Source organism: Rhizobacter sp. P3_C12, assembly GCF_056402735.1.
Map to the genome: position 1 here is coordinate 1 of NZ_JBFUGW010000126.1, position 18,552 is coordinate 18,552.

The window sequence follows — 18,552 nt, forward strand, 5'->3', positions numbered from 1 at the left end:
GTGCTGCGCAAGCTGGTGGCGGCCAGCGACGAGATCGCGACCGCGGCCTTCAATCCGCAGGGCCGGCCGGTCTCGCAGATCCTCGACGAATCCGAGAGCAAGATCTTCAAGATCGGCGAAGAAGGTTCACGCTCGCGCCAGGGCTTCATCAGCATGGACACGCTGGTGGTGCAGCTGATCGACCGCGTCAACGAGCTGCACGAGAACGGCGCCGAGGAAGTGACCGGCGTGCGAACGGGCTTCTTCGACATGGACCGCATGACCGCCGGGTTGCAGCCGGGCGACCTGATCGTGCTGGCGGCGCGGCCTTCGATGGGCAAGGCGCAGCCGCTGGATGCGCGGGTGCGCACGCTGTCGGGCTGGAAGCGCATGGGCGAGCTCGAGGTCGGCGATGCGGTCGCATCGGTCGACGGTCGGCCGTCGATCGTCACCGGCCTCTACCCGCAGGGCGAGAAGGACGTCTGGCGCATCCGCTTCTCCGATGGTCGCTCGGCCGAATGCTGCGACGAGCACCTGTGGCGGGTGCATTTCCGCAGCTGGAAAGCGCCGCGCGTGTTGAGCACCGCCGAGCTGCGGGTGATGTTGCAGAAGCCGCGCTACCAGGGTCGTCTCTGGATCGATTGCGCGACCGGGGATTTCGGTCACATCGACGCATTGCCGGTCGACCCGTGGCTGCTCGGCGCCCTGATAGGCGATGGCTGCCTGACCGGCACCGGTTCGGTCCGCTTCTCGACGGCAGAACCCGAAATGATCGAGCGCGTCGCCGAGCGCGCCGGCGACGGCATGGAAGTCACGCATGCTGGCCGCTGCGACTACCGCATCGTGCGCTGCGACCGCGGCCACGTGCCCGGCTTGCTGGGCTCACAGCCCAGCCCGCTGCGCACCGCGCTCGAAGCGCTCGGCCTGTCGGGCCTGCCCAGCGACCGCAAGTTCATTCCCGAGTCGTACCTCACCGCCAGCCGCGAGCGCCGGCTCGACCTGTTGCGCGGCCTGCTCGACACCGATGGCTGGGTCGAGCGCTGGGGCAGCGTGCGCTTCAGCACCTCGAGCCGCCGCCTGGCCGACGACGTGGCTGCGCTGGTCCGCTCGCTCGGCGGCTGGTGCACGATCAGCGAGAAGGCGCCTCGTTTCACCAATGTCGCCGGGATGCGCGTGCCGGGCCTGCCGGCCTACGTGTGCCACATCTCGCACCCCGAACCGCGCTCGCTGTTCCTGCTGTCGGACAAGCAGGCCCGCGCGCCCGAGCGCTGGCAGCGCCAGAAGCGGCTGACGTTCAGCGCGATCGAGCCGTCGCGCCGCGCGCCGTGCCAGTGCATCTCGGTGTCGCATCCGCAGCGGCTGTACATCACCGACGAAGACGTCGTCACGCACAACACCGCCTTCGCGCTGAACATCGCCGAGAACGTCGCGGTGAACGAGGGCCTGCCGGTCGTCGTGTTCTCGATGGAAATGGGCGCGGCGCAACTCGCGTTGCGGATGGTCGGCTCGCTCGGCCGCATCGACCAGAGCAACCTGCGCACCGGCAAGCTGCGCGACGACGAATGGGGCCGGCTGTCCGAGGCGGTCGAGAAGCTCGGCAAGGCAGCGGTCTTCATCGACGAAGGCTCGGCGCTGTCGCCGAGCGAGCTGCGCGCCCGTGCGCGCCGCCAGGCGCGGCAGTGCGGGCAGCTCGGCCTGATCGTCGTCGACTACCTGCAGCTGATGAGCGGCAGCGGCGGCGGCAGCGAGGAAAACCGCGCCACCGTGATCGGCGAGATCTCGCGCGGCCTGAAGTCGCTGGCCAAGGAACTGAAGTGCCCGGTGATCGCGCTGTCGCAGCTGAACCGAAGCGTCGAGACACGCACCGACAAGCGGCCGATGATGAGCGACCTGCGCGAGTGCGTGGTCGGCGACACGCTGGTCTGCCTGGCGAATGGCGAGCGCCGGCCGATCCGCGAACTGGTCGGCCAGACCCCCGAGGTGCTGGCCGTCAGCGAGGCGCAGAAGGTCGTGCGCGCGCACAGCGACAAGGTCTGGTCGGTGGGCGTCAAGCCGGTCTTCACGCTGTCGCTGGCCAGTGGCCGCTCGATCGTCGCGACGGCGAAGCACCGCATGCTGACGGCTCAGGGCTGGAAGGAGCTGGGCGACATCACGCCCGGCGAGCGCATGGCGCTGTCGCGCGCGATTCCCGAGCCTTCGCAGCACGGCCGCTGGGCCGAGGCCGAGCTCGTGCTGCTGGCACACCTGATCGGCGATGGCAGCTACCTGAGCGGCCAGCCGATGCGCTACACGACGGCGTCCGAGGAGAACAGCGCGGCCGTCACCGAGGCGGCGCAGGCGATCGGCTCGACCGTCAGCCGTCACGTGGGACGCGGCCAATGGCACCAGCTCGTGATCGCCGGCAACGGCAACCGCTGGCATCCCGCGGGCGTGGGGGCGTGGCTCAAGGGCCTGGGCGTGTTCGGGCAGCGCTCGCACGAGAAGCACGTCCCGCAACCGGTGTTCGCACTCGGCAACGAGCAGGTCGCGCTGTTCCTGCGCCACCTGTGGGCCACCGACGGCTGCATCCATGTGCGCCCGCTGGGCAGCAAGGGCTCGGCGCGGGTCTATTTCGCGACCTGCAGCGAGAGGTTGGCGCGTGACGTCGCTTCGTTGTTGATGCGCTTCGGCATCGTCGCGCGCCTGCGGCGCATCCTGCAAGTCGGTGCTCGGCCGCTGTGGAATGTCGACGTGAGCGGCGCGGAACAGCAATTGCGCTTCCTCACGCAGGTCGGGGCGTTCGGCCCGCGCTGCGCGCCCGCCGATGCGCTGCGCGAGCGCTTGTCGTCGCAGGTCGCCAATCCGAACGTCGACACGCTGCCGCAGGCACTGTTCGATGAGGTGCGTGGGCTGATGCAGGAACAGGGCATCAGCCATCGTGCGATGGCTGCAGCGCGCGGCACCTCGTACGGGGGCAGTTCGCACTTCCAGTTCGCGCCGTCGCGCGCGGTGCTGGCCGACTATGCGCACCGCCTCGGCAGTGCCAGGCTGCTGCAATGGGCGGAGTCCGATCTGTTCTGGGACCAGGTGGTGTCCATCGAGCCGGCGGGCGAGGCCGAGTGCTTCGACCTGACCGTGCCCGGCCCGGCCTGCTGGCTGGCCGACGGCATCGTCACCCACAATTCGGGCGCGATCGAGCAGGATGCAGACGTCATCATGTTCATCTACCGCGACGACTACTACACCAAGGACGAGAGCAAGGACCCCGGTGTCGCCGAGATCATCATCGGCAAGCAGCGGAACGGCCCGACCGGCACGGTGCGGCTCGCGTTCCTGAAGCCGCTGACGAAGTTCGAGAACCTCGCGCCCGGCAGCGACCGCGGCGGCGGCGGGGACATGTACTGACGCGTGGTCAGAACGGCTCGAGCCGCCGGATCTGCGTCACCAGCGCGTCCAGCGCGGCGTGCCGTTGCTCGTAGAACGCCAGCCAGCGCTCGAAATCCTCGAGCTTCAACGGCCCGGTGAGGGGCGCGAGATCGCCGGGCAGCCCGGCGACCGCATCCTCCAGCGCCTGCCGGTCCACCGTGGCCCAGGAGTGCGCGATGCGCCCCTGCAGCAGGGCCCGCGCCGCCTGCGCGCGTTCGAGGTAGTTCGCCAGCTCGGGCAGCGCATCGCCGCCCACCTCGTCGTCCATCGCCAGCGCCTCGGAGAAGGTCGGACCGTCGTAGCCGGCCACCGGGTTCTCGTCGGCAGCGGGCCCGGCACCGAAGCCCGCCACGCCGTCGAGCGCCGACCAGTCGAAGCTCGCCTCATCGAGCTTCAGCATCTGGTCCGCAGCGGCCGCATTCGCGGCGAACTGCTCCGGCGCGAGCGCCGGCACGTCGCTGCTCGCCAGCCCCGCCATCGCGCGCATGAAGCCGAACTCGGCCAGCGTGTGGGCGTGCAGGTACAGGTGCTCGAAGGCGTCGCGGTCCATCGCGTCAACCGATCAGCGCACCGGCCAGCGCGGTGGCGCCGCCGATCAGCAGCGGCAGCGGCGTGCCGCGGCCGACGCTCTGCAGCGCGTTCACCGCGATCGGCCGCAGCACGCTGAACATCGCGTTCAGGATCGCGCGGATCACGGTCGCGGTGAGCTGCGCCGCGTTCGACACCACCACCCGCGCCCAGCGGGCGGCCTGCAGGATGCAGTCCATCAGCTGCGAGTTCATCTCGGCGATCTTCGTCATGTTGGAGGCCAGCACCACGCAGAACAGGTCGATGCCGGTCAGCCCGGCGATCGTCACGAAGCCGAGCTGCTTCAGCAGGTGCGAGAAGGCCTTCATCAGGTAGCTCAGGCCCTGCGCGGCGCGCTGCGTGAGCCAGCCGGGGTTGTCGGAGCTGCGCAGCAGCCAGCGCGCGAGCACCGCGTTGTCGCGCTCGACCGCACCGCCCAGGCCGCGCACCGCCTGCCAGTTCATCTCGGTGCCRCCGACGCTGCGCACGTACTCGGTCATGTCGTGGTTGGCCACGCTGAGCAGCTGGCCGGTGGGCGACACCAGCATCATGTTGTTCGCATCGTCCGGCTGGCCGTTCAGGTGACCGTAGGGGTAGGGGCCGACCATCGTCACCGGGTCGAGGTCGTGCGAGACGCGGAAGATGTTGTGCTTGCCGAGCGATTGCTCCATCGCGCTCTGCGCACCGAGTGCGCCGACGCGCGGGCAGCCGAAGGTGTAGAGCTTCACCGCCTTGCCGCGCGACGAGAAATGCGCCGCCACCAGCGTCGCGACCGCGCCGCCCAGGCTGTGGCCCACGCAGTGCACCACGTCGGCATCCATGATCCGCCGGTCGTCGCGGCTCAGGCCGATCTTCACGCTGTCGAAGGTGTTGCGAAAGCCCTGGTGCACCAGGCCGAAGTCGCCGAAGCCGGTCATCGACGCGCGCAGGTCGGTCAGCAGGTCGGCCTTGGAGTGCTCGGCGCGGGTGCCGCGCGTCGCGATGACGACCTGCTTGCTGCCGGCGCGGTTGAAGCTCAGCACGTAGCCGAAGCCGGTGGTGACGCCCGCGGTGGAGCCGGCGAACACCCGGTCGAGGTGGGCGCCGCCGAGCTCGGTGGGCTTCAACGAGGTGTTGGCGCCGCCGCCCTGGGCTGCGGCACCAAGCCCGTCGCCGGTGACCATCTTGCGCACGTTGGCGCGCGTCTCCATGCCGATGGTCGGCTGGCCGCTGATCCAGTCCTTCAGCGTGAAGTACGCGTTGTGCGCGATGTACGAGGCCTCTTGCGGCGTCAGGTATTCATTGATCGGTGTCGACATGGGGGTCCGATGCGGTGGTGCGTGTCAGGGGTGCGTCAGAGCGCGCGGGCGAGGTCGAGCGACCAGATGGCTTCGCGCGGCGGCGAGGCCCGGTCGTCGGCGGTCTGCAACCAGAGCTTGCTGCCGGAGAGGCCCCAGCGCCGCACGCTGCCGTCGTCGAGGCCGAGCTTCACGAGCTCCAGGCCGTCGCGGTGGCGCGGCGAGAACAGCACCAGGTGCTCGTAGTGGTTCACGTAGCGCTGCGGGCCGAGCCGTTCCTTCTCGGTCTGGTAGCGCACCAGCAGCGCGTCGGGGCGCAGCTGCAGGCTGTCGACGAACCGGAAGGGCAGGCCGCGCGACCAGTCGGGCTCGACGTTGCCGAAGCTGCGCACGCGGTCGGCCTCGGTGTCGTAGACGAACAGGCCGTCGGTGGCCTGCGGGCGGTGGTACTTCAGCTGGATCAGCACCTGCCGGCCCGGCAGCGCGAGCACCGCCTCGGCGCTGTACATCAGCCACTTGGCCTGCGCCGGATCGAACGTGGCGGTGCGCTGCTTGTCGAAGCGGCGGGCATCGCGGGCATCGAGCTGCCACAGCTGCGTGCGGCGCTCCGGCTCGTAGGTGTTGACGACGGCGAGACCCGGCTGGCCCGCGGCGACGTCGATCACGAAAGCCTCGGCCGGCGGATGCTCCGCGCGCGCGGCCGCGAGCGTGCCGGCCGGCGGCAGGCCGCCGTCGATGCTGACGTTGCGAACTTGCGGATACGCCGCCGCCGGCGGCGCCGGCAGCGAGGCGGGCCAGGCGGATTCGCGCACCAGCGAAGCGCCCAGCTGCGGGCTGACGGTCGACGTCAGCTTGCTCTTGAACAGGCCGAAGATCATGCCGTTGCCGCCTTCGTTGGATTGGGCCGGCCCGCAACCGGCGAACACACCTGCCAGCACCAGCAGGCCGATGCCGGCCCGGTGGGCGGCAGTCGACCGTCGCGGCGGGCGGGGTTTGTCTCGTCGTGCAGGCATCGGGCCATTATTGCGGCCGGGTCGCGCCGTGGCGTTCGACCAAAGTCACCCGGCGCACCGCCGCGGCGCGGACCCCCCAAGTTCGAGGGATCCTGGCGAGCCTGTCAGACAGCCGGTGCAGGGCTCGATGCCGGTGCCGCCGCGGCAGGCAGCAGCCGGCCGCCGATCCACAGGCGCAGCGTGCCGATCACCAGTGCGACGACGATCACATTGGCCGCTGCGAACGCGATCGGCGCCAGCCATTGCACCGCGCCGTCTCCGCCGTGCGCGGCCAGGCGCATCGCGAGCGTCGGCAGGGCGGCGACGCCGAAGCTGAAGCCCCAGTACGACGGCGTGAAGCCCTGCGCGCGGATCCACGGCAGCAGCCGGGCGAGCAGCAGCGCCTGGTACAGGCCGTAGCCGAGCAGCGCCTGTGCGAACAGGTCGGACGATGCATCGGACCCCGGCTGGCCAAGCGCCATCCACGCGACGCCGCCAACCACCGGCGGCGCCAGCTGGATGCCGAGCAGCGGCCGCATCGCGGTTGGCAGCGCCCCGCGGGTGCCAAGGCGGTTCAGGATCGCCGACTCGATCGCGAGCCACGACAGCAGCCCGGCGCCGAAGAACCACAGGCCCACCTGCGGCCAGCCGAACACCGCAGCCGCGAGCGCGGCGACGAAGTTCTGCGCGACCGCCGGCAGGTAGACCGCCGGCGTGACGAGCTCGGGCGTCAGCCCGCCCTGCCAGATGCGGCCGAACAGCCAGGCGCCGATGCCGAGCGAGGCGAGCAGCGCGACGATGAACACCGCGAAGCCCAGCGCAGGCGCCAGCGGCTGCAGGGCCACCGCGGCGAGCAGGCTGGACACCGGCACCAGCGCGACGAACGACGATTGCAGCGGGTGCTGCAGTTCGGCACGCGCCTGCGCGCCGTGCCGCAGCCACGTCAGCGCATACAAGACCAGCAGCACGCCCCACACCACGAGGCCGGTGGCGCTGACCGCCGACGCCGCCCAGGCCGGCAGGGCCCACAGCCGCACTGCGGCGCGCCACGCATTGCCGAGCGCGAGCAGCCCGACGGCGATGCTGAAGAACGAGACGGGGATTGCGGGAAGGCGGAAGCGGGTTGGCAGGTTCATGGCGGGGATCCGGCGGCGACGCGAGGTCGGATGCGGCCACTGTAGGCGGGCGTGCTGCGATGTTGAATGCCGGCCGGTCTCGGATAATTGCTCCATCGTCTCGAACGGAGGTGTTGCCGATGGATGCGCTGAGCCAGTTGGTGGCGACGCTCGACCTGCGCGGTCGCATGGACCTGCGCTGTCTGTTCGGCCCCGGCTTCTCGGTGCCGCACACGGCGGTCGGGCCGTGGCGGGCACCGTTCCACGTGGCGCTGGCCGGCGAGTGCGAGGTGTGGCTGCCGGCGCAGCGGCGCGCGATCCCGCTGCGCCAGGGCAGCCTGCTGGTGCTGCCGCACGGCGATGCGCACGTGGTGCGCGGCGTCACGGCGCGGCGCGGGCCGGCGATCCGGCAGGTCGACGGACCGGTGCTGCCGCTGAAGACCAACCTCGCGCAGCCGGACGCCGTGGCACTCGACCTGCTGTGCGGCGAGTTCGAGTTCGCGGGGCGGCGGCGCAGCAGCGTGCTCGATGCGCTGCCCGGGCACATCGTCGTGCCCTTCGACGCGACACCCGGTGCGGCCTGGCTGCGCGGGCTGGTCGGCATGATGGCGCACGAGATCGAGGCACAGCAGCCGGGCGCGGCGGCGATCGTCGCCGGGTTGTGCGGCACRCTGTTCACGCTGGCGTTGCGCGCGCACCTCGCGCAGCAGCCGCAGCAGCGCGGCGTGCTGGGCCTGATGGCGCGCGAGCGCCTGGCGCCGGCGCTGCAGGCGATGCTGGCCGAACCGCAGCAGGCGTGGACGGTGGACGAGCTGGCGAGCCGCTGCCACCTGTCGCGGGCGACGTTCGCGCGGCAGTTCCAGCAGGCCGCCGGCTGCGGGCCGATCGAGCTGCTGACGACGCTGCGCATGGAACTCGCGTCGCGCCTGCTGGCGCAGGGCGGGCAGGACAGCGCTGCGGTCGGCGAGGCGGTCGGGTACCGCTCGGAGGCGGCCTTCAACCGCGCGTTCACGCGGCATGCGGGGATCACGCCGGGGCGGTTCCGGCGCGCGGCCGGCGGTCGGGACGCGCCGGCCTGAGGTCGCGGCCCCGAATCGGTCGGTCGTCGGATGCCGGGCCACGACATGCGTTGCCGTCGGCACGATGGCGAGCTTCCGATTTCGAAGGATCGCGCATGAAGAGAGGGCTCTGGATCGTTCTCGCCGGCGTGCTCGCGGCACTGGCCGCAGCATGGTTCGCCGTCACGCAGCCTGGCGTGATGCCTGTGGTGACGCATGCCCCCGAGGTCGACGCCGAACGGCTGAAGGCGCATGTGCGCCGCCTCTCGGTCGACCTGCACCCGCGCGCGGCGGGGCCGTCCGGGCGGCTCGATGCGGCGGCGGACTACGTGGCCGATGCGCTGCGTGCGTCCGGTGCGGTGGTGCGCGTGCAGGAGTTCGCCGTGGGCCAGGCCCGCCACCGCAACCTGGTGGCGCGCTTCGGGCCGGCAGACGGCGCACCGCTCGTGATCGGCACGCACTACGACTCGCACGACGGTGGCGAGGGCGACGCGACGCCCGGCGCCGACGACAACGCGAGCGGCGTCGCGGGCCTGCTCGAACTGGCGCGCCTGCTCGCGCGCGATCCGCCACCGCGGCCGGTCGAGCTCGTCGCCTACACGCTCGAGGAGCCGCCGTACTTCCGCAGTGCCGACATGGGCAGCGCGGTGCACGCGCAGTCGCTGCGCGCCGCCGGCCGCGAGCCGCGCCTGATGCTGGCGCTGGAGATGATCGGGACCTTCTCCGACGAGCCCGGTTCGCAGCGCTACCCGGTGCCCGGCATGCCGCTGGTGTACGGCGATCGCGGCGACTTCATCGCGGTGGTCGGCCGGCTCGAACGCTTCGGCCTCACGCGCGAGGTGAAGGCCGCGGTGGCCGGCGCGAGCGCGCTGCGCGTGCAATCGATCAATGCGCCGACGGCGCTGCAGGGCATCGACTTCTCCGACCACCTGAGCTACTGGGCGCTCGGCATGCCGGCGCTGATGGTCACCGACACCGCCTTCCTGCGCAATCGCCACTACCACGAGGCGGGCGACAGCTGGGAGAAGCTGGACTACCGCCGCATGGCGCAGGTGGTGCAGGGCGTGTGGGCGGTGACGCGGGCCCTCTGAGGTTCAGGGCCTGACGACGAGGCTGCGGAACGCGCGCTGCGCCGGCGGCAGCGTCTTGCACTCGGTGCCGGCGATGCGGATGCCGCCGTCGTCGCTCAGCACCTGCACCTCGCCCGTCCCCGGCCACTCGAACAGCGCTTCGGGCCGCAGGCTGCCGAGCGCGACCGATGACACCGGCACCGGCGCCTCGCCGGCGCGGCCCGACCAGCGGTACAGCGCGAAGCTGCCTTCATCGGCCGGCGGCCCGGCGACGACGAGGTAGCCGTTGCCGACGCGCTCGAGGCTGCGGATGCCGCGGCCGTCGAGCGGCAGTTCGAACACGCTGCCGATCTGCGCGTGCTGGCCGCGCACGACCTGCGCCGGATTCGCGATCGTCACGACGAGCGCCCGCCCGCGCGGCAGCGGGTTGCGCAGCCCCACCAGCAGCGCACCGCCGGGTGTGGCCGCCAGGCCCTCGATGTTGAGCCCGCCCGGTGCCTCGGGCGCCCGCTTCGAGGCGTCCTTCAGGTGGTAGCCCTTCAGCTGTGGTGCGTCGAGCAGGTCGTCGAGCAGCCGCGTGTACGGCGTGCCGAGCGGGCGCAGCGTGGGCGGCGCGGCGCCGGGCACGCGCTCGGTCGCGAACAGCCGGTGCCGCTCGTCGCGCTTCTTGCCGCCGCTGTTGCGGCCGTGCGAGGCGATCCAGTAGATGACGCCGCCGGTCTCGGCCGCGCCCTCGATGTCGGATTCGCGGCCGGCCCCGGTGCCGAGGAAGCTGTCGAGATCGACCCGCCCGACCGCATCCGGCGCATCGCGGCGGAAGACCTGCAAGCTGTTGTGCTCGTCGTCGGCGACCACGAAGTGCCGGGCGTCGAGCGCGATGGCGGCCGACGCGTCGCACAGCCCTCGGTAGCGTTCGGGCGCCTGGGCGTTGGCGCTCGCCGCGGCGAACAGCATCAGCGTGCCGGCGATCCAGCGGCGGGGTGGGGTCTTCATCCGGTTCATTTTCGCGGCCCTGCGGAATAAACCGGGATCGTCGCCCGTCTGTGCAGATGTCGCTACCTCGAACTTCTTCATGCGCTCAGAGGATGAATCCCAGATCGTCGCCGGCATCCCGCACCTGCGGCGCTATGCCCGCGGGCTCACCGGCGACCGCGATCGCGCCGACGAGCTGGTGCAGGACACGCTGGAGCGCGCCTGCAGCCGGTTCGGGTTGTGGCAGCGGCGCGGCGAGCTGCGGGCGTGGATGTTCGGGATCATGCACAACCTGTTCATCGACCGGGTGCGCACGCTGCGCAGCCATCCGGAGGAAGCGGTCGACGCCGAGCCGCCCGAGCCACCCGACCGGCCGACGCAGACCGACGGCCTCGAGCTGCGCGACCTGGAGCGCGTGCTGGCACGCTTGCCCGCCGAGCAGCGCGAGGTGCTGCTGCTCGTCGGCGTCGAGGAGATGAGCTACCAGGATGTCGCGCGCATCGTCGGTGTGCCGATCGGCACCGTGATGTCGCGCCTGTCGCGGGCCCGCGAACGGCTGCGTGCCGAACTGCAGGGCGGCCACGTGCAACCCAGGATCCAGCGGGTGAAATGATGACGCAAGATCTCCACGCGAACGGCCCCCGGCCGCCTCTCCCCGTCACCGAAGCCGACCTGCATGCGCATGTCGACCGCCAGCTCGATCCGGCGCGCGATGCCGAGGTGCTGCGGCATCTCGCTGCGCGCCCGGACGAACAGGCCCGCGTGCAGGCCTGGCGGCAGCAGAACGAGGCGCTGCACCGCCTGCTCGATCCGGTGCTGCATGAGCCGGTGCAGTGGCGTTTGCCCGCGCCTCGCTGGCCGTGGCGCAGCCTCGCGGCCGGCCTGTCGATCGCGCTGCTGAGTGCGGCCTCCACCTGGTGGGCGCGCGGCACGATCGACGACGCGCGGGTGCGCGCCGCCTTCGTCGACGGGGCGCGCTCGGCCTCGACCGGCGACGACCTGAGCGGCTTCGCGCGCCGCGCCGCGGTGGCGCATGTCGTCTACAGCCCCGACATCCGCCGGCCGGTGGAGGTCGGCGCCGACGAGGAGCAGGCGCTGGTGGCATGGCTGTCGAAGCGCCTGGGCACGCAGGTGCGGCCACCGCTGCTGAAGGCGGTCGGCTACGAGCTGATCGGCGGCCGGCTGCTGCCGGGCGACAGCGGCCCGGTCGCGCAGTTCATGTACCACGACGCGATCGGCCAGCGCATGACGCTGTACGTGACGCGCGAGGCACCCGGTGGCGCCACGACGGCGTTCCGCTTCGGCCGGGACGGGCCGGTCAACGTCTTCTACTGGGTCGACCGGCAGGTCGGCTACGCGATCTCCGGTGGCGCCGACCGGCAGGACCTGCTGCGCGTCGCGCAGGAGGTGCACCGGCAGCTGGCGCCGGGTTGAACCCGCTTCCTCCCTCCCTTCACCTGTTCCATCCCTGTCCCTTCACTCACACATTCCCATGCAACGCAGAGACCTCCTGAAGCTGGCCGCAGCCGGCTCGGCATCGGCCGCCTGGCCCGCGATGGTGCAAGGCATCGCGTCACCGACGACACCCCTCGGCGTCGACCCGCGCGACCGCGTCTTCATCACCAACGAGGACTCGAACACGCTGGTCGTGATCGACCCGCGCAGCAACACCGTCGAGTCGACGATCAACCTGACGAGCTTCGACGAGGACCCGCGTCCGCCGTTCCGCTTCGTCACCGCCGGCGTCGCGCCGACGCATGCGGCGATGATCCACAAGCCGCTGTACCACGGCTGCATCGACGCCCATGGCGCCGTGCCGTCGCCGGATGGCCGCCTGCTCGCGACGACCGGGCGCGGCTCCAGCAACGTGTACCTGATCGATGCGGCGCAGCGCCGCGTCATCGGCAACTTGCCGAACCCGGCGGCCGGCCCGTCGACGAATGCCGAGCGCGTGTCCGGCGGCCTGCTGCTGGGGCGCGAGCCGCACGAGCCGAGCTTCACGCGCAACGGCCGCGAGCTGTGGGTCACGCTGCGCGGCGAGAACCGCATCGCGATCCTCGACGTCGAGCTCGCGCGCCGCCAGCTCGAAGGCGGCAGCGTGCCGGCACTGCGCAGCCTGCTGCCGACGCTGAACGGCCCGTCGCAGGCCTGGTTCTCGATCGACGGGCAATGGGCCTTCGTCGCGAGCCAGAAGACGCCGCAGCTGGACGTGTTCCGCGTCAACCCCGATGCGTCGGGCCATTCGCGGCCGCAGCGCGTCGCGACGCTCGATATCGCCGCGCAGGACCCGTTCGGCTTCACGCCCTTCATCAAGACGACCGCCGACGGCAACGAGCTGTGGCTCTCGCACAAGCTGGCCGATGCGATCTCGTGCCGCTCGGCGCACGGCGCCTTCGACAAGCTCGACCACGTGCCGCTCGGCCCGAACGCGCGGCCCAACCACGTCGAGTTCGTGCGCAATGCGCGCGGCAGCGTCGTGTACGCCAGCCTCGCGCGGGTCGATGACGGCGGGCCGCAGGGCATCGCCTCGAGCCGCATCGCGATCGTCGACCGCGTCGCGCCGGCGGGGCAGCGCCGCATGGTCGGCAGCTTCTTCTCGCACGGCCGCGAGGCGCACGGGCTGTGGACCAACCCGGAGAACACGCTGCTCTACGTGGCCCATGAGCAGGACGAGCTGCCCGAGACCCCGGGCGCCGGCCAGACGGTGTGCAGCGCCTTCGACGTGAGCGACCCGTTCGCGCCGGTGTTCCTCGCGCAGATCCCGCTGGGCAGCCTGGCGCTGCCGTCGGGTGCGCTGCGCAACAAGAAGAGCATCAACCTCGTCTACGTGCGCGTCGGCGAGAAGGGGCAGACGGCATGAACTTCGAGGAGGACATGGACGAATCGATGGCGCGGATGATGAGCGACATGCACGGCCCGGGCTACACCGGCGATGCCGACGTCGACTTCCTCGCGATGATGATTCCGCACCACGCCGGTGCAGTCGACATGGCCCGGCTGGTGTTGCAGCACGGCCGCGACCCGGCGACCCGGCAACTGGCCGAGGAGATCATCGCCGGCCAGACGATCGAGATCGATGGCATGGCGCGCCGGCTGCAGCAGCTGCGCAGGCGGGGTGCACAGGCGGGTGGTGTGGCGTTTCCGTTGCTGGGAGGGCAGCGAGGCCCCTGAAACCGAGGGGTCGGCGGGTTCCGTCACAGACGGTACACACATCAGGGTTTACACTGACACCTAGGTGTTAACCCGCACGACGGGTGCACTGACTGAGAAAAAACCGACCACAAGACGGACCGAGATAGAACATGAACTTCATCAATGCCATTTCCAGCGCGATGCGCAACGCATTTGCCGGTGGAACCCAGCCGCGCGGCGGCTACGACGAGGCCTGGCTGGCCGAATCGACCGACATCTACGAACTCGAGCGCCGCATGCGCGCCATCGACAACAGCCGTTGCGGCCGGGGCGACCTGCACACCAGCGCCTTCCTGTCGATGTCGCCGGCCGGCACCGGCCGCTGAGCGGCCTGCACACGCTGCGACAGCGTGTGCACCAGCAAGCCCGAGACCACCAGCATCACCCCGGCCAGCTCATGCGCGGCCGGGCGTGAGCCCATCGCGGCACCGATCAGCAGCACCGAGACCGGAACGAAGTTCAGGAACGCGGTGCCGGTCACCACGCCCAGCTGCCTGACGCCGAAGTTGTAGGCCAGCACCCCGAACACCGTCGGCACCAGGCCGATGTAGACGAGGGCCGGCCAGGCGTTCCAGGCTGCCGCAGCGCTCGGGACCGGTGCGAGCCCGAATGCCGCGAGCAGCAGCGTCGCGGTGCACAACAGCGGCCACGAAGCGAGTGCGCTCAGCGCGCTGAAGCTGATCACGTCGAGCTCGGGCAGGCGCGCCGCACCGCGCGTGTAGGCGATCCAGCCGAGCGTGCCGGCCAGTGCCGTCAGGTCGCCGACCAGCGTCGAGGCCTGCGCGCGGGGGGCGCCCTGCGTCAGCGCGCCCGACACCATCGCCACGCCGATGAGGGCCAGCAGCGTGCTGGCGATCGCGCTGCGGCTCGGCCGCTGGCCGTCGAGCGCCCAGCGCACCAGCTGCGTCGTGATCGGCATCGTCGCCATGATCACCGCGCCGTGCGACGGCACCGAATGCGCGAGGCCCACCAGCACCATCGCGCTGAACACGCCATAGCCGATGAAGCCGAGCCCGGCCAGCCAGCGGCCATGCTGGCGCAGCGCGCCCCACGGAATCGGTCCGCGCAGCCGCAGCACCAGCATGAAGCCGAGCGTCGCGATGCTGTAGCGCAGCAGCGTGAACCACACCGGGTCGACGTGCGGCAGCACCGGCTTGCTGGCGAGGAACAGGCTGCCCCAGGCCGTGGTGGCGAGCAGCAGCCCGGCCATGCCAATCGAAGGCGAACGTGAGAAGGTCATGGCGGGCTCCGGCAGATCGAATGCGATGTCGCCAGTCTCGGCAGCCGGGCCCTGCAAGGCCATTCGCCAATTCGGAGCAGGGCCTCAGGAAATGCGAACTGACAGCCGCACGGACGCTGGCCACAATCCGCTGCCATGGAGCTGTATCAACTGAAGACCTTCGTCGCGGTCGCGCAGGAGGGCAACCTGACGCGCGCCGCCGAGCGCGTGTTCACGAGCCCGCCGGCCGTCAGCGCGCAGATCAAGGCGCTGGAGGACGAACTCGGTGTGCGCCTGTTCGACCGCACGCCGCGCGGCATGGGCCTGACCGAAGAGGGCCGCCGGCTGCTCGACGATGCCGAGCGCACGCTGGCCTCGGCCGGGCGGATGCGCTCGGCCGCGGCGCAGCTGCGCGGCGCGGCCCAGGGCGTGGTGCGCTTCGGCACCGTCAGCGACCCGATCGCGCTGCGCCTGGGCGATGCGCTGCTGCGGCTTGCGCAGCGCAACCCGCAGGTCACGCTGCAGCTGCAGCAGGGGCTGTCGTCGGAGATGCTGCTGGCACTGCAGCGCGGCGAACTCGACTGCGCCTATGTGATGACCGACCACCAAGAGGTGCCCGGCGTGCAGGTGCAGCGGCTCTCGACGGTCGACCTGGTGGTGGCGCTGCCGCCGGCCTTTGCGGCGGCCCATCCGGAGCCGTCGCTGGCCGACCTGATGACGCAGCCGTGGATCGGCACGCCGGACGGCTGCGTGCTGCGCACCCACATCGATGCGCTGTTCGCCGCCGGCGGCCGCGAGTACCAGGCGGGCGCGTCGGCCAGCACCGAGGGCGTGGTGCGCAGCATGGTGGCCAGCGGCATGGGCGTCGGCGTCGTGCGGCTGGACCAGGCCGAGCAGGCCGAACGCCAGGGCGAGCTGCGCATCTGGAAGCACTGGCGGGCGCACACCTGGATCTGCTTCGCGTCGCCGCCGGAGAGCCGGCTGTCGCCGGCCACGGTGGCGGTGCGCGCGGCGGTGCAGGAGACGTGGAGCTGAGCAGCTCCGTTCGGGCTGAGCTTGTCGAAGCCTGGTGCCGTGCGAGCAGGCCCTTCGGCAGGCTCAGGTCCTTCGACAAGCTCAGGATGATCGGACCCTTCGACAGGTCAGGGCGAACGGGGAGCGCGCATCGCCTTGCACGGGTCCTCGCGCGATTGCGGCGCCGTCACGACGACCCGGTCGTACGCCCCCGGCGGCGGCACGTCGGTGTCCTCCAGGTAGCCGATGCTGCGGCTGCGCGCGCGCGTGCCGTCGGCCAGCCAGCGCGGCACGCCGACATCGCGCCGCACGTGGCCGTTGCCGGCCAGYAGCACCACGCCGCGGTCGGCATGAGCCTCGACCATGCGCGCCATGAACTGGTCGCGCGCGACCTGCGCGCCGGCCATGCGGCGGGCGGTGGCGGCGTCGATCATCCCGCAGTGGCTCGCCTCGATGTCGCCGGCCTGGGCCGACCAGATCGCCTCCGGCACGTCGGCCGAGAAGCCGGTGCCGGCCAGGCCCTTGCTGATCACCTGGCGGCTCTCGGCGCGCGACACGTTGACCGCGACGATCGGCAGGCCGTGGTCGAGCGCCAGCTGCACGAAGGGCGTGTAGAAACGCCAGTTCCAGCCGGAGTCGCCGCCGGYCACCGCGGCGACCAGGGCCGCGGCCGTCGGCGGYGGCGAGGCGGCGCGCAGCCGGTCGATCTCGGGCTGGCGGTCGCGGTCGAACTGCTCCATCAGCAGCGCCGGGCGCGCGCCGCCGTCGAGCAACTGCTTGAACTCGGCGAGCCGCAGCGCGTGCTGCGCGGCGTTGTCGTGCACCTCGCCGAGCAGCACGACGGGCGCAGCGGCGGGTGGACGGACAAGATGAGGGTCACAGGCCGCCAGCAGCACGGCGGCGGCGCAACACAGGCTGAAATCGAATCGCATGCGCACGATGATGGCAGGGAACCGACCGGTGCTACGCTGCGCCCCACAACACCTTGACGGAGACACCCATGCCCGGACTGCTGCCCCAGGTCGATCCCGACGGCCTGCTCGAGTTCTCGGTGGTCTACACCGACCGCGCGCTGAACCACATGTCGAAGAAGTTCCAGGGCGTGCTGCGTGGCATCACCGACACGCTGAAGCGCACCTACCACGCACCGACCGCGATCGTGATGCCGGGCAGCGGCAGTTTCGGCATGGAGGCGGTGGCCCGGCAGTTCGCGACCGGCCAGCGCGTGCTGGTGATCCGCAACGGCTGGTTCAGCTACCGCTGGACGCAGATCTTCGAGATGGGCTCGATCCCGTCGGCGGCCACGGTGCTGAAGGCGCGGCCCACCGGTTCGGGCTACCAGGCGCCGTATGCGCCAGCGCCGATCGACGAGGTGGTGCAGACGATCCGCCGCGAGTCGCCGGCGCTGGTGTTCGCGGCGCACGTCGAGACCGCCTCCGGGATGATCCTGCCCGACAACTACCTGAAGGCGGTGGCCGATGCGGTGCATGCGGCCGGCGGCCTGTTCGTGCTGGACTGCATCGCGTCGGGCGCGATGTGGGTCGACATGCAGGCCACCGGCGTCGACATCCTGATCAGCGCGCCGCAGAAGGGCTGGAGCGGCTCGCCGGGCAGCGCCTTCGTGATGCTGAGCGCCGCGGCGCGCGACCGCATGGCGAAGACGCAGAGCACCAGCTTCGCCTGCGACCTGCGCAAGTGGCTGCAGATCGCCGAGACCTACGAGGCCGGCGCGTTCGGCTACCACACCACGATGCCCACCGATGCGCTGACGAAGACCTGGGAGGTCATGCAGGAGACCGAGCGCTTCGGCTTCGAGACCGCGCGCGGCGCCCAGCAGCAGCTGGGCACCAAGGTGCGCACGCTGCTGGCGCAGAAGGGCTTCAAGAGCGTCGCCGCGGCCGGCTTCGAGGCACCCGGCGTCGTGGTCAGCTTCACCGACGACCCCGAGATCCAGTCGGCCCGCAAGTTCGCCGGGCTCGGGCTGCAGACGGCCGCCGGCGTGCCGCTTCAGTGCGACGAACCGGCGGATTTCCGCAGCTGGCGCATCGGGCTGTTCGGGCTCGACAAGCTGGCCCATGTCGACCGCACGGTGCAGCAGCTGGCGAATGCGCTGGAGCGTCTTCGCTGATCAACGCGGCATCGGGCGCTCGCGGCGCCAGACGCGCATCAAGGCCTCGTGCAGCGGCGGGATCACCAGCCGCAGCAGCTCCAGTGCCTGCGGCGGACTCACCGCATCGCCCAGGTTGCCGAAGCTGAAGCAGCTGCCGACGATGCCACCGAGGTCGATCCGGCCATGCAGCGCGACCCGGCGCAGGCCCAGCGCTTCGAGCTCGCACTGCTCGCGCGCCGACATCCGCTCGGCATCGCCGGGCAAGGCCAGGCTCTGCGGCTCGCCCGAATCGAGCCAGCGCTTCAGCGCCGGCCGATCGGCCAGGTCGAGCTCGCGCGGCAACCGGGCCAGCACATCGGCCGGGTGGCCCACCGCAATCGCATGAACCAGGCGCAGATGCGCCGGTGAGATGCRCACGATGGCCGCGATCAGCGAGCCATGCGGCAGCACCGGTTGCAGCCGCCGCCGCGCCATCGCGATGAACTGGGCTTCATCGCTGCACAGCGCGCAGGCATTGCGCAATTCGAGCAGCCGCTGCGTCAGCGGTGCYGGTGAACTGCGGCCTCGTGTGCCGCCTTCTTC

Annotated in this window: 17 protein-coding genes and 1 pseudogene; 10 read left to right on the top strand and 8 right to left on the bottom strand. The window is 71.2% G+C overall.

Features of this window, described 5'->3' with window-relative positions; all coding sequences use genetic code 11:
- Positions 1-15: 15 nt before the first annotated feature.
- Positions 16-3,363: a replicative DNA helicase gene (dnaB, locus tag AC1DXV_RS19170; protein ID WP_477935022.1), complete on the top strand. Its 3,348-nt coding sequence runs from the start codon at positions 16-18 to the stop codon at positions 3,361-3,363.
- 7 nt (positions 3,364-3,370) lie between these two features.
- Here the strand turns inward: dnaB and AC1DXV_RS19175 are convergent, their stop codons facing one another.
- The 4 genes from AC1DXV_RS19175 to tehA all read right to left on the bottom strand — a co-directional run bounded on the left by AC1DXV_RS19175 (position 3,371) and on the right by tehA (position 7,356).
- Positions 3,371-3,934, bottom strand: coding sequence for a hypothetical protein (locus AC1DXV_RS19175; RefSeq protein ID WP_477869388.1), 564 nt, complete (start codon positions 3,932-3,934; stop codon positions 3,371-3,373).
- Between the two features lie 4 nt (positions 3,935-3,938).
- Positions 3,939-5,249, bottom strand: coding sequence for a lipase family protein (locus AC1DXV_RS19180; RefSeq protein ID WP_477869390.1), 1,311 nt, complete (start codon positions 5,247-5,249; stop codon positions 3,939-3,941).
- 35 nt (positions 5,250-5,284) lie between these two features.
- Positions 5,285-6,241, bottom strand: coding sequence for a hypothetical protein (locus AC1DXV_RS19185; protein WP_477935008.1), 957 nt, complete (start codon positions 6,239-6,241; stop codon positions 5,285-5,287).
- A gap of 104 nt (positions 6,242-6,345) precedes the next feature.
- The gene (gene tehA / locus AC1DXV_RS19190) at positions 6,346-7,356 is read right to left on the bottom strand and encodes a dicarboxylate transporter/tellurite-resistance protein TehA (RefSeq protein WP_477935010.1); all 1,011 of its coding nucleotides are present in this window, start codon (positions 7,354-7,356) and stop codon (positions 6,346-6,348) included.
- 119 nt (positions 7,357-7,475) lie between these two features.
- Between tehA and AC1DXV_RS19195 the strand changes: the two genes are divergently transcribed.
- Both AC1DXV_RS19195 and AC1DXV_RS19200 read left to right on the top strand, forming a co-directional pair.
- The gene (locus tag AC1DXV_RS19195) at positions 7,476-8,414 is read left to right on the top strand and encodes an AraC family transcriptional regulator (protein ID WP_477935012.1); all 939 of its coding nucleotides are present in this window, start codon (positions 7,476-7,478) and stop codon (positions 8,412-8,414) included.
- Positions 8,415-8,509: 95 nt separating this feature from the next.
- A complete protein-coding gene (locus AC1DXV_RS19200) occupies positions 8,510-9,484 on the top strand; it encodes a M28 family peptidase (protein ID WP_477870416.1) in 975 nt (324 codons plus the stop codon).
- 3 nt (positions 9,485-9,487) lie between these two features.
- On the opposite strand, the gene AC1DXV_RS19205 is transcribed toward AC1DXV_RS19200, so the two are convergent.
- Entirely contained in the window at positions 9,488-10,456 is a 969-nt protein-coding gene (locus AC1DXV_RS19205; RefSeq protein WP_477870418.1) for a DUF3616 domain-containing protein, read from the bottom strand.
- A 79-nt stretch (positions 10,457-10,535) separates the two neighbouring features.
- Here AC1DXV_RS19205 and AC1DXV_RS19210 point away from each other — a divergent pair, with 79 nt between their 5' ends.
- From AC1DXV_RS19210 to AC1DXV_RS19230, 5 genes and pseudogenes are all read left to right on the top strand, one after another.
- The gene (locus AC1DXV_RS19210) at positions 10,536-11,048 is read left to right on the top strand and encodes an RNA polymerase sigma factor (protein ID WP_477870420.1); all 513 of its coding nucleotides are present in this window, start codon (positions 10,536-10,538) and stop codon (positions 11,046-11,048) included.
- Positions 11,048-11,869 (top strand): anti-sigma factor family protein, encoded by an 822-nt coding sequence (locus AC1DXV_RS19215; RefSeq protein WP_477870422.1) that lies wholly within the window; start codon positions 11,048-11,050, stop codon positions 11,867-11,869. The genes AC1DXV_RS19210 and AC1DXV_RS19215 overlap by 1 nt, the downstream gene beginning before the upstream one ends.
- Before the next feature lie 58 nt (positions 11,870-11,927).
- A complete protein-coding gene (locus AC1DXV_RS19220) occupies positions 11,928-13,295 on the top strand; it encodes a beta-propeller fold lactonase family protein (protein ID WP_477935014.1) in 1,368 nt (455 codons plus the stop codon).
- Complete coding sequence (gene copM / locus AC1DXV_RS19225; protein ID WP_477872818.1) at positions 13,292-13,606, top strand: CopM family metallochaperone; 315 nt, start codon at positions 13,292-13,294, stop codon at positions 13,604-13,606. Before AC1DXV_RS19220 ends, copM begins: the two co-directional genes overlap by 4 nt.
- 161 nt (positions 13,607-13,767) lie before the next feature.
- Positions 13,768-13,845: pseudogene (locus AC1DXV_RS19230) on the top strand (hypothetical protein); the annotation flags it as partial.
- On the opposite strand, the gene AC1DXV_RS19235 reads toward AC1DXV_RS19230, so the two are convergent.
- Positions 13,845-14,867 carry a DMT family transporter gene (locus AC1DXV_RS19235; RefSeq protein WP_477872820.1) on the bottom strand — a complete coding sequence of 341 codons (1,023 nt, stop codon included), beginning with the start codon at positions 14,865-14,867 and terminating at the stop codon, positions 13,845-13,847. The pseudogene AC1DXV_RS19230 and the gene AC1DXV_RS19235 overlap by 1 nt on opposite strands.
- Positions 14,868-15,002: 135 nt before the next feature.
- Here AC1DXV_RS19235 and AC1DXV_RS19240 point away from each other — a divergent pair, with 135 nt between their 5' ends.
- Positions 15,003-15,881: a LysR family transcriptional regulator gene (locus AC1DXV_RS19240; RefSeq protein ID WP_477935016.1), complete on the top strand. Its 879-nt coding sequence runs from the start codon at positions 15,003-15,005 to the stop codon at positions 15,879-15,881.
- Positions 15,882-15,988: 107 nt separating this feature from the next.
- On the opposite strand, the gene AC1DXV_RS19245 is transcribed toward AC1DXV_RS19240, so the two are convergent.
- On the bottom strand, positions 15,989-16,792 hold the full coding sequence (locus AC1DXV_RS19245) for a ChaN family lipoprotein (RefSeq protein ID WP_477935018.1): 804 nt from the start codon (positions 16,790-16,792) through the stop codon (positions 15,989-15,991).
- Between the two features lie 68 nt (positions 16,793-16,860).
- Between AC1DXV_RS19245 and AC1DXV_RS19250 the strand changes: the two genes are divergently transcribed.
- On the top strand, positions 16,861-17,988 hold the full coding sequence (locus AC1DXV_RS19250) for an aminotransferase class V-fold PLP-dependent enzyme (protein ID WP_477871178.1): 1,128 nt from the start codon (positions 16,861-16,863) through the stop codon (positions 17,986-17,988).
- Here the strand turns inward: AC1DXV_RS19250 and AC1DXV_RS19255 are convergent.
- Positions 17,989-18,552, bottom strand: a 564-nt coding sequence (locus AC1DXV_RS19255; protein WP_477935020.1) for a hypothetical protein, incomplete at its 5' end; no start/stop codon positions are given.

What these genes read in the sequence shown, in the direction of transcription:
- AC1DXV_RS19235 (WP_477872820.1), bottom strand. Translation starts at nt 14,867, where the DNA reads ATGACCTTCTCACGTTCGCCTTCGATTGGCATGGCCGGGCTGCTGCTC.
- AC1DXV_RS19250 (WP_477871178.1), top strand. Translation starts at nt 16,861, where the DNA reads ATGCCCGGACTGCTGCCCCAGGTCGATCCCGACGGCCTGCTCGAGTTC.
- copM (WP_477872818.1), top strand. Translation starts at nt 13,292, where the DNA reads ATGAACTTCGAGGAGGACATGGACGAATCGATGGCGCGGATGATGAGC.
- AC1DXV_RS19205 (WP_477870418.1), bottom strand. Translation starts at nt 10,456, where the DNA reads ATGAAGACCCCACCCCGCCGCTGGATCGCCGGCACGCTGATGCTGTTC.
- AC1DXV_RS19185 (WP_477935008.1), bottom strand. Translation starts at nt 6,241, where the DNA reads ATGCCTGCACGACGAGACAAACCCCGCCCGCCGCGACGGTCGACTGCC.
- tehA (WP_477935010.1), bottom strand. Translation starts at nt 7,356, where the DNA reads ATGAACCTGCCAACCCGCTTCCGCCTTCCCGCAATCCCCGTCTCGTTC.
- AC1DXV_RS19200 (WP_477870416.1), top strand. Translation starts at nt 8,510, where the DNA reads ATGAAGAGAGGGCTCTGGATCGTTCTCGCCGGCGTGCTCGCGGCACTG.
- AC1DXV_RS19220 (WP_477935014.1), top strand. Translation starts at nt 11,928, where the DNA reads ATGCAACGCAGAGACCTCCTGAAGCTGGCCGCAGCCGGCTCGGCATCG.
- AC1DXV_RS19175 (WP_477869388.1), bottom strand. Translation starts at nt 3,934, where the DNA reads ATGGACCGCGACGCCTTCGAGCACCTGTACCTGCACGCCCACACGCTG.
- AC1DXV_RS19210 (WP_477870420.1), top strand. Translation starts at nt 10,536, where the DNA reads ATGCGCTCAGAGGATGAATCCCAGATCGTCGCCGGCATCCCGCACCTG.
- AC1DXV_RS19240 (WP_477935016.1), top strand. Translation starts at nt 15,003, where the DNA reads ATGGAGCTGTATCAACTGAAGACCTTCGTCGCGGTCGCGCAGGAGGGC.
- AC1DXV_RS19215 (WP_477870422.1), top strand. Translation starts at nt 11,048, where the DNA reads ATGACGCAAGATCTCCACGCGAACGGCCCCCGGCCGCCTCTCCCCGTC.